Raw genomic sequence first — 7,361 nt, forward strand, 5'->3', positions numbered from 1 at the left:
ATAGCGCTTTCAGTAGACCCGCACGGGGAGGACGACGACCTGGATGCCGTTGAACTGGAGGCGACGCTGGATGGCCTCGGCCGTCTCGTTGTGCAGCATGGGCTGATACCAGTGCTGTTCCTTGAAGATGAGCTTGCCGGTGAAGACGATCATGCGGGGATACTCGCGCGAGAGCTCGATGAGCGCGTCTTCCAGGGTGTCGGTCATCTCCGTGCCGAGCCGGAAGCGGGAGTCGGCGTCGAGCCCGCGCTGGCGGCACCAGGCCACGTACTTCTCCAGGTGCGCGCGCTTCTCCGCCTCGAGCTGGACGACCGCGTCGCTGCCCTTGAAGTTGCCGGAATCCAGCACGCCCACGGAGACGAAGATGAAGTTCCTGAAGTAGCCCGGCATCAGACGCTGGATGGCCAGCACATGGTGCAGACCATAGCCGGAGAAATCGGAGACGGTCAGGACCGCGGTCGGCGCACCGGGGTCCAGCCGACGCGGCTCGACCGGCTCGTCGCTCAGCGGGGACGCGTCCAGGAGCTTCTCGAAGCTCCGGAGACTCTCCCCCACCTCCCGGTAGTGGGCGCGCACCCAGAAGCAGCCGGCGACCGTCACGCTCGTGATGGCGGCCGTCATCCAGCCGCCCTCCATGAATTTCTCATGGAGGGTGACGCCGAGGATGCTGACGCACATCACCAGGCCCGTGCCGTGGATGGCCAGCTGGCTGAGCCAGCGCGGCTCGGAGCCGCGATGCGTGACCCAATACCGCGACATGCCCAGCTCGGTCAGCGAGAAAGTCAGGAAGACGTTGATCGAGTACATGACGACGAGCGTCGTGATGTCCCCTTTCGCATAGAGGAGCGTGGCCGCGGCGGCGGCGCCCATGACGAGGACGCCGTTCTGCGTGACGAGACGGTCGGAGAGCCGCGAGAAGCTGTGCGGCACCCAGGAATCCACCGCCATGTTGGACAGGACGCGGGGACCGTCCAGGAAGCCCGTCTGCGCCGCCACGAGCAGGAGCGCCGCCTCGGAGAGCAGCGTCAGGATGATGAGGACGCGGCCGAGCGGCAGTCCGCCCGGACTCCAGCTCGCGTAGAGGTTCTCGAGCAGGACGGCGTTCATGGTCTTGCCTTCCGCCGGGACCGCCTGGGTGAGCAGGTACCCCAGCAGGATGCCGCCCGCCGTGAAGGCCAGGGAGGTGGACATCAGCAGCATCGTGCGCTTGCCGGTCTGCACGCGCGGCTCCCGGAGCATGACGACGCCGTTGGAGACCGCCTCGATGCCGGTGTACGTCCCTCCGCCCATGGAGTAGGCTCGCAGGAGGATGAAGGCCACGGGGAAGAAGCCCAGGCTCGCGACGGAAGCGTGCATATCCATGGAAGCCCCCGCGAAGATCTCGGGCAATCGCGTCAGATGGCTGCCCACGGCATAGAGGATCATGCCCAGGTGAGCGAGCACGAAAACGAGGAAGATCGGCACGAGGGTGGTCACCGACTCCTTGACGCCCCGCAGGTTGAGCAGGAGCAGGAACAGCATGGCCAGTCCCGCCGCCGCCAGCTTGGTCGCCGCCCAATGCGGCGGCAGGAACGAGAAAAGGGCGTCGCATGCCGAGGCGATCGAGACGGAGATGGTCAGGACGTAATCGACGAGCAGGGCGCAGCCCGAGACGACCCCGGCTCGCGGCCCCAGAAGCTTGGTCGCGACGAGATAGCCGCCGCCGCCTCCCGGGAAGTGTTCGATGAGGTTCGAATAGGCGATGGAGATGACGAAGATCGTCACCGCCGTCATGATGATGAGGAAGAGGGCCAGATGCGTATGGGCGCCGAGCGCGCGATAGGCCTCGTCGGGACCGTAGGCCGAGGACGACAGGCCGTCGGCCCCCAACCCCACCCACGCGAGGAACGCGACCAGGGAGATCTTATGGAAGACGTCCGGGTCCCGGATGTCCCGCGGCTTCCCAAGGACCAGCCCCTTCAGGCGCTCGATCATGCCATCAGGATACCCCCGGGGGGCGTTATGAAACCATTATCACCCCCCCCTCTCCCATCCCATGGGAGAGGCTAGGCCCCCTAAAGTCCTATGGGGGCCTAGGCCCTACGCCTCCGGAAACCTGCCCCTTGAGCCCAACCGGGAGGAGGACCTGGACCTTATACTCATGTGAGCGATGAGAAGACAGCCCCGGTGGACCTGCTCTCCCCGTCGAAGTTTTGCTATAATGTTCGTCTTGCTGTCCCTCGCGACGTCCCTCCCCGTCTGGGCCTTCCTTCTGCTCTCCGCGCCGCAAGCGGAAGCCCGGACTAACGCCGATACCGCCGCCCCCTCGGGCGACGGCTTCATCTTCCTCGCCCTGGCTTCCCCTGCGGGCCTCCCGCCGGCCGAGCCGGGCTACCTTCAGGTCCGCCATGCCCAGGCCCCCGCGCACCGGACCGTGCGGCCCCAGCCGCTGACCGCGCCGCAGCCCCGCCTGACGAAGGGCGAGCGGGTCCGCCGCGAGATGCCGCTCGTCGTGAAGGTCCCCCTCCCCTCGCCGGCCTATCTGCGCACCTTCCGCCATCTCCTCGAGAATCCGCGCTTCACCGACCGCTTCGACGAGCACGTGCTCGTCCAGGCGCGCCGCTTCGGCCTCGACGCGCGCCTCCTCAAGTCCATCATCGCCGCCGAGTCCGAGTTCGACCCCCGCGCCCGCTCCCCGAAAGGCGCCGAGGGCCTCATGCAGATGATGCCGGCCACGGCTCAGGAGATGGGCCTCCCGAAGAACAACCTCTCCGATCCCGAGCCCAACATCGTCGCCGGCTCCGCCTACATCCATCTGCTCTACCGCTCGGCCTGGAAGAAGTTCGGCCTCCAGGGAGTGCGCTACGTCGACGCCCCGCCGTGGGTCATGCAGCGCATCATCGCGGCCTACCATGCCGGTCCGCGCGCCCTCAACGGGACCTCCTGGAAGCCCTCGACGCGCTCCTACGTCCGCAACGTGATGCTGTTCTACAACTCGGAAGTCACGACCTTCCGCCGCTCGGACGCCCAGGCGAACGCTTTCCCTTCCCTCTCCCCCGACCCCTCCGCCGCTTCCCTTCAGTAGCCGTTCACCCTCCCTCGAGAGGGAGGGTGCACCTCATACAAAGGGGAAGGGCCCGCTCGCGCGGGCCCTTCCTCTTTCAGGCTGCTCCGTGCGGCTACTGGCTGATCGGCCCTCCGTTGTCGTAGGTCGCGTTGCTCTCCTTCGTCGCGTCCGTCTTCACCGTGTTCGGCTTCTGGTCCACGGGCTTCGGATTGCAGTTCTGCTTGTTCGTGGCCTGATCGGCGCATTCGTCGATGACCTCGCCCTGCGCCTCCTGCCCGTATTTGTCCTTGATCTCTTCGCCCTTCTGCTTGGCGGCGTTCGCCGAGAGCAGGCCCATGAGCACCATCATCGCCCCCAGGGCCATGACGACGGCCCCGATGGCCGCGGAGATCCCGAGCGTCTCCGCCTGCGAGTATAGGTAGTAGCCGAGCGCGATGAGCGCCGCGCCGATGAGCGTCAGGATGAGCGCCATGTTCGAGCTCGACTTCGCGCTGTCCACCTTGTCCTGATAGGGCGTCACGTTCTGGCCGGCGCCGACCGACGGGGTGTCCGTGACGTCCGCGGCGCCTCCGCTCGAAGGAGTGGTCACGGCCCCGGTGTTCAGGCCTCCGCCGTCGGTCGCGGCGCCCTGACTGCGCTGCTGGTCGAAGGCGTCGGCGGCGTACTGCTTCGAGGAGTCCCCTCCGGCCTTCGCGCCGGCCCGCGAGAGGTTATCGGCGAGCTTGAGCTGGCCCATGGCCTTGTTGCTCTTCCCCCGCACCGCGGAGAGCCGATTGTTCGCCGGGACGCGGCCGGCGCGGGAGAGCGAGGAGAGCTTGCCGCCGCCGGCGAGCGGAGACTTGAAGCTGTTGCCGAGCTTCATCTCGATGCCCTTGTCCTTGAGTTGGCCGGCCGGTGCGGAGTAGTGTCCGCCGCCGCCGCCGCCGCCTCCGACGGCGCCGGCGAGTTTCTGCGCGAAGCCCTCGTGAGAGAGACCGGCAGGCGCCGCGGGCGCGGCGGGGGTCTCCGGCACGGCGGGCTCCGCGGGCGCAGGGCTCTCCGCGGCGGGAGCCGAGGCGGCCGGAGCGTCGACGGACGGGGAGGCCCCTTCGTCGTACATGCCCTTGTTCGCGTTGGCCACCATGTCGAGCCCCGCTCCGGCGCGTCCGGAATGGATCCGCCCGGAGGAGAGCGGCGCCGAGAGCGGCGAGGAGGAGCCGTAGCGCCCGGTCGTGTCGGGCGTCCCGAGGATGCCGGCCACCAGGAAGAGGGCGGCGGGAGCGCAGGCGGCGGCGAGGACGAGCCAGGCCCCGGCCTTGGACATGAGCAGGCGTCCGAGCGGGTTGCCGAGCCCGATCGAGCGGGCCATGCTCTGCGCGACGCGTTCGAGCGAGCCGAGGAGGCTCGAGGGAGAGCGCAGGAGGGAGCTCCCGGTCCGGACCGTCGCTCCCGAGCCGCCGGCGCGGCTGAACCAGCCGGCGCCCCTCTTCTTCTCCTCCTCATCCTTCTTCTTCAGGTCGGGGATGATGGGAGAAGTCGGGTCCTGGCCGGGCAGTTTGTGGTCGTCCATAAAGTCCTCCGTATGCGCGGATGACACTTATAACCTAATAGGTCTTTAGGCCTATCGTCAAGCCCCCTTGGACCTATATGCGGCCCTGGGCCCTTCGACCTATTCCCGGCTGTTGCGCACGGGCCCCGTTTGACAACTTCCCATTCCATACGACCCACGCGCCCGTGGGTCTTCTTACGCGCGCAGCGTAGGCCGAACGATTCTTTCGAGGGGGTGCCCCCGCCGATATCCTTCATAGTATGAACGACCAGAACCGCCTTTCCAGATACCCCGCCGCGCTCCTCGCGGCCATCCTCGCGCTGACGGGCCCTTCCGGCGCCCTCGCCCAGACCGTCGCGGGCTCCCAGGCCGGGGCCTCGAGCGCCTCCCCCGGCGTCGCGGGCATCGGCGCGCACGCGGTTCTTCCCGGCGCCGTGCCCATCGCCGGCCCCGCGTCCATCGCGCCCCTCCAGCGCAGTCTCCCGGTCCTACAGGCCGTGAGCCCGACCGTCGCGCCCAAAACGGCCGCGGCCTCGGTCGCGGTCTCCGTCCCGGCCGCCGCGACGACTCCGGAACTCCCGCGCACCCGCGACAACGACCTCCCCTCGCGCGACCGCGCGACCCCTTCGAACCCCGGCCCGCGCATGCCGAAGCTGCCCTCGGAGCTCGCCTCCTTCCAGGAGGACGCCCTCTCCGGCAAGGGCGCAGACGCCTCTCCCGTGCAGGCCCTGCGCGGTGCAAGCGCGGCGGTCTCCCCCAAGGAGACCCGCGGTTCCGTCTCCATCCTCCAGCGCATGCTCGGGATGATCTTCGACGGCTCCCGGACCGCCCCGGCGGAAGGGTCCTCCCCCGTCCAGGGCCGCGCCTCGGAGCTGCGCTCCGCCGCCCTTTCGCGCGCCGGCGTCTCCGACGCCGGGACCGAGGAGTATCTTCGCACCTCGCCGGCGCTCCCACTCCCCGAGGTCTCCCCCATCTGGAAGAAGGCGGCCGGCCCGCAGGAGAAGCAGGTCGGCGCGCGCTACAAGATGGGCGAGCCGGAGCTCATCGGAGAGGAGAAGGCCGACTGGACCTTCCAGGAGAAGCTGGAGTTCACCGAAGAGGAAGGGACCTTCCGCACCGTGACCTCGGCCGAAAAGAGCGACGACAAGGTCGTCCGCTCGCAGTGGGCCATGTCCGGCAAGGTCGTGCAGGCCGCCCAGGTCGAGCACGGCTTCGTCTGGCTCACCGAGGACGGGGTCTTCCGCTACCACGACCTCAACGCGGGCAAGACCTACCGCATCGCCTTCCCCGCCCCCGTCGAGACCTTCGCCGCGAGCGCCGACGGCGGTTTCGTCTACGCGGTGGTCGGCGGGATCTTCCAACGCATCTATCTCGGAAGCAAGAACACCACCAAGGTCATCGCGACCACGCTCAAGGTCGAGGGGCCGGCGTCCATCCTCCCCGTGAGCGTCGCGGGCAAGGACGGCAAGCCGGTCTCCGGAGCCATGCTCCGCGTCAAAGGCGCCCGCGTCTTCTGGATCGGCGCCCAGCTCTTCCGCATGCCCGTCACCGAAGAGCAGGTCTACAACGAGTTCGGCGGCGTCCCCGGCCTGCACGCGGCGGGAGACAAGTTCTACCTCCAGAAGACCGAGGAGGGCACCCGCGTCTGGCGCAAGTCCTGGCAGGGCAGCGACACCGAGGTCGCCGACGTCGGCCTTCTCCCCTTCGCTGTGAAGTCGGTCGTCGAGACCCCCGAGCGCGGCGTCTACCTCGCCGCCGTCGAGGACGGCCTCCTCGAGTGGGACTCCCTCAACGCCCGCTACCGCGTCTTCGCGGTCCCCGGACTCCAGGAGGCCGCGGCGGGCGGACCCATCACCCTGCAGGTCACGCTCGACAACAAGGAGACCCGCGTCCAGAAGGCCTTCCTCACGGCCGGAGCGAAGCTCTTCCAGCTCGATATCGCGGAGGCCAAGGCCTACCTCGACTCGGGCGTCTCCAAGGTGCGCCTCTGGTCGCAGATGAACCCGATGTCCATCCACGACGGGGCCCTGCACATCGGCGACTTCTCCTTCCCCCTCGCCGAGAAGAAGGCGAAGCCCCAGTCCTTCCTCCAGCGGACGTGGGGCGGCCTCCTGCGCGCGCTGGGACTGCGCAAGGTGCCGGCCGCGGCCGAGGCCATGGGCATCAGCGAGAAGGACTGGAAGGCCGTCAACCTTCCGACCAACAAGAAGGTCATCTACGACACCCTGAAGGCCTTCACGCTCCGTCAGCACGTCCTCTACATCGGCGAGACCGGCGGCGGCAAGACCTACATCGCCGAGATGATCGCCAAGCTCACCGGCAACGAGCTCTGGATGGTCTCGATGAACGAGTACACGCGCAACAAGGACCTCATCGCGCGCGAGACCTTCGGCGAGGAGGGCAAGGGCCGCACCGGCCTGACCGCCTCCACCGTCCTGCGCTGGATGCAGGAGGGCGGCGTCCTCCTGCTCGACGAGATGCACAAGCCGCTGGAGGGCATCGCGGTCCTCAACAACGTGCTCCAGAACGGCGAGTACCGCCTCCCCGACGGCCGGGTCATCAAGTACGACAAGAAGAAGAGCTGGGTCATCGGCACGATGAACCCGGTCAAGCCCCCCTACAAGGGCGAGCCGCCCAGCGGCGAGCTCTCCAGCCGCTTCGGCATGACGCTCGACGTGAAGTACCTGCCGGCGGAGGAGGAGGCGGCGCTGCTGCGCATCTTCTTCGACAAGGTGGACCCGGCGCTCATCGACAAGCTCGTGGCCATCGCCAACGACCTGCGCAAGG

4 protein-coding genes are annotated in these 7,361 nt (G+C 68.2%); 2 read left to right on the forward strand and 2 right to left on the reverse strand.

The features are described 5' to 3' along the window. Positions 1-9 precede the first annotated feature (9 nt). Complete coding sequence (locus WC969_05110; protein ID MFA6029214.1) at positions 10-1,974, reverse strand: APC family permease; 1,965 nt, start codon at positions 1,972-1,974, stop codon at positions 10-12. A gap of 235 nt (positions 1,975-2,209) precedes the next feature. Between WC969_05110 and WC969_05115 the strand changes: the two genes are divergently transcribed. Further along, the gene (locus WC969_05115) at positions 2,210-3,064 is read left to right on the forward strand and encodes a transglycosylase SLT domain-containing protein (GenBank protein MFA6029215.1); all 855 of its coding nucleotides are present in this window, start codon (positions 2,210-2,212) and stop codon (positions 3,062-3,064) included. A gap of 94 nt (positions 3,065-3,158) precedes the next feature. Here WC969_05115 and WC969_05120 read toward each other — a convergent pair whose 3' ends face one another. Then, on the reverse strand, positions 3,159-4,595 hold the full coding sequence (locus WC969_05120) for a hypothetical protein (protein ID MFA6029216.1): 1,437 nt from the start codon (positions 4,593-4,595) through the stop codon (positions 3,159-3,161). A gap of 239 nt (positions 4,596-4,834) precedes the next feature. On the opposite strand from WC969_05120, the gene WC969_05125 reads away from it, so the two are divergent. Then, a partial coding sequence (locus WC969_05125; GenBank protein ID MFA6029217.1) for an AAA family ATPase occupies positions 4,835-7,361 on the forward strand: 2,527 nt, incomplete at its 3' end.

This window comes from Elusimicrobiota bacterium (assembly GCA_041660925.1).
In the GTDB taxonomy this organism is placed as follows: domain Bacteria; phylum Elusimicrobiota; class Elusimicrobia; order UBA1565; family UBA1565; genus JBAZUV01.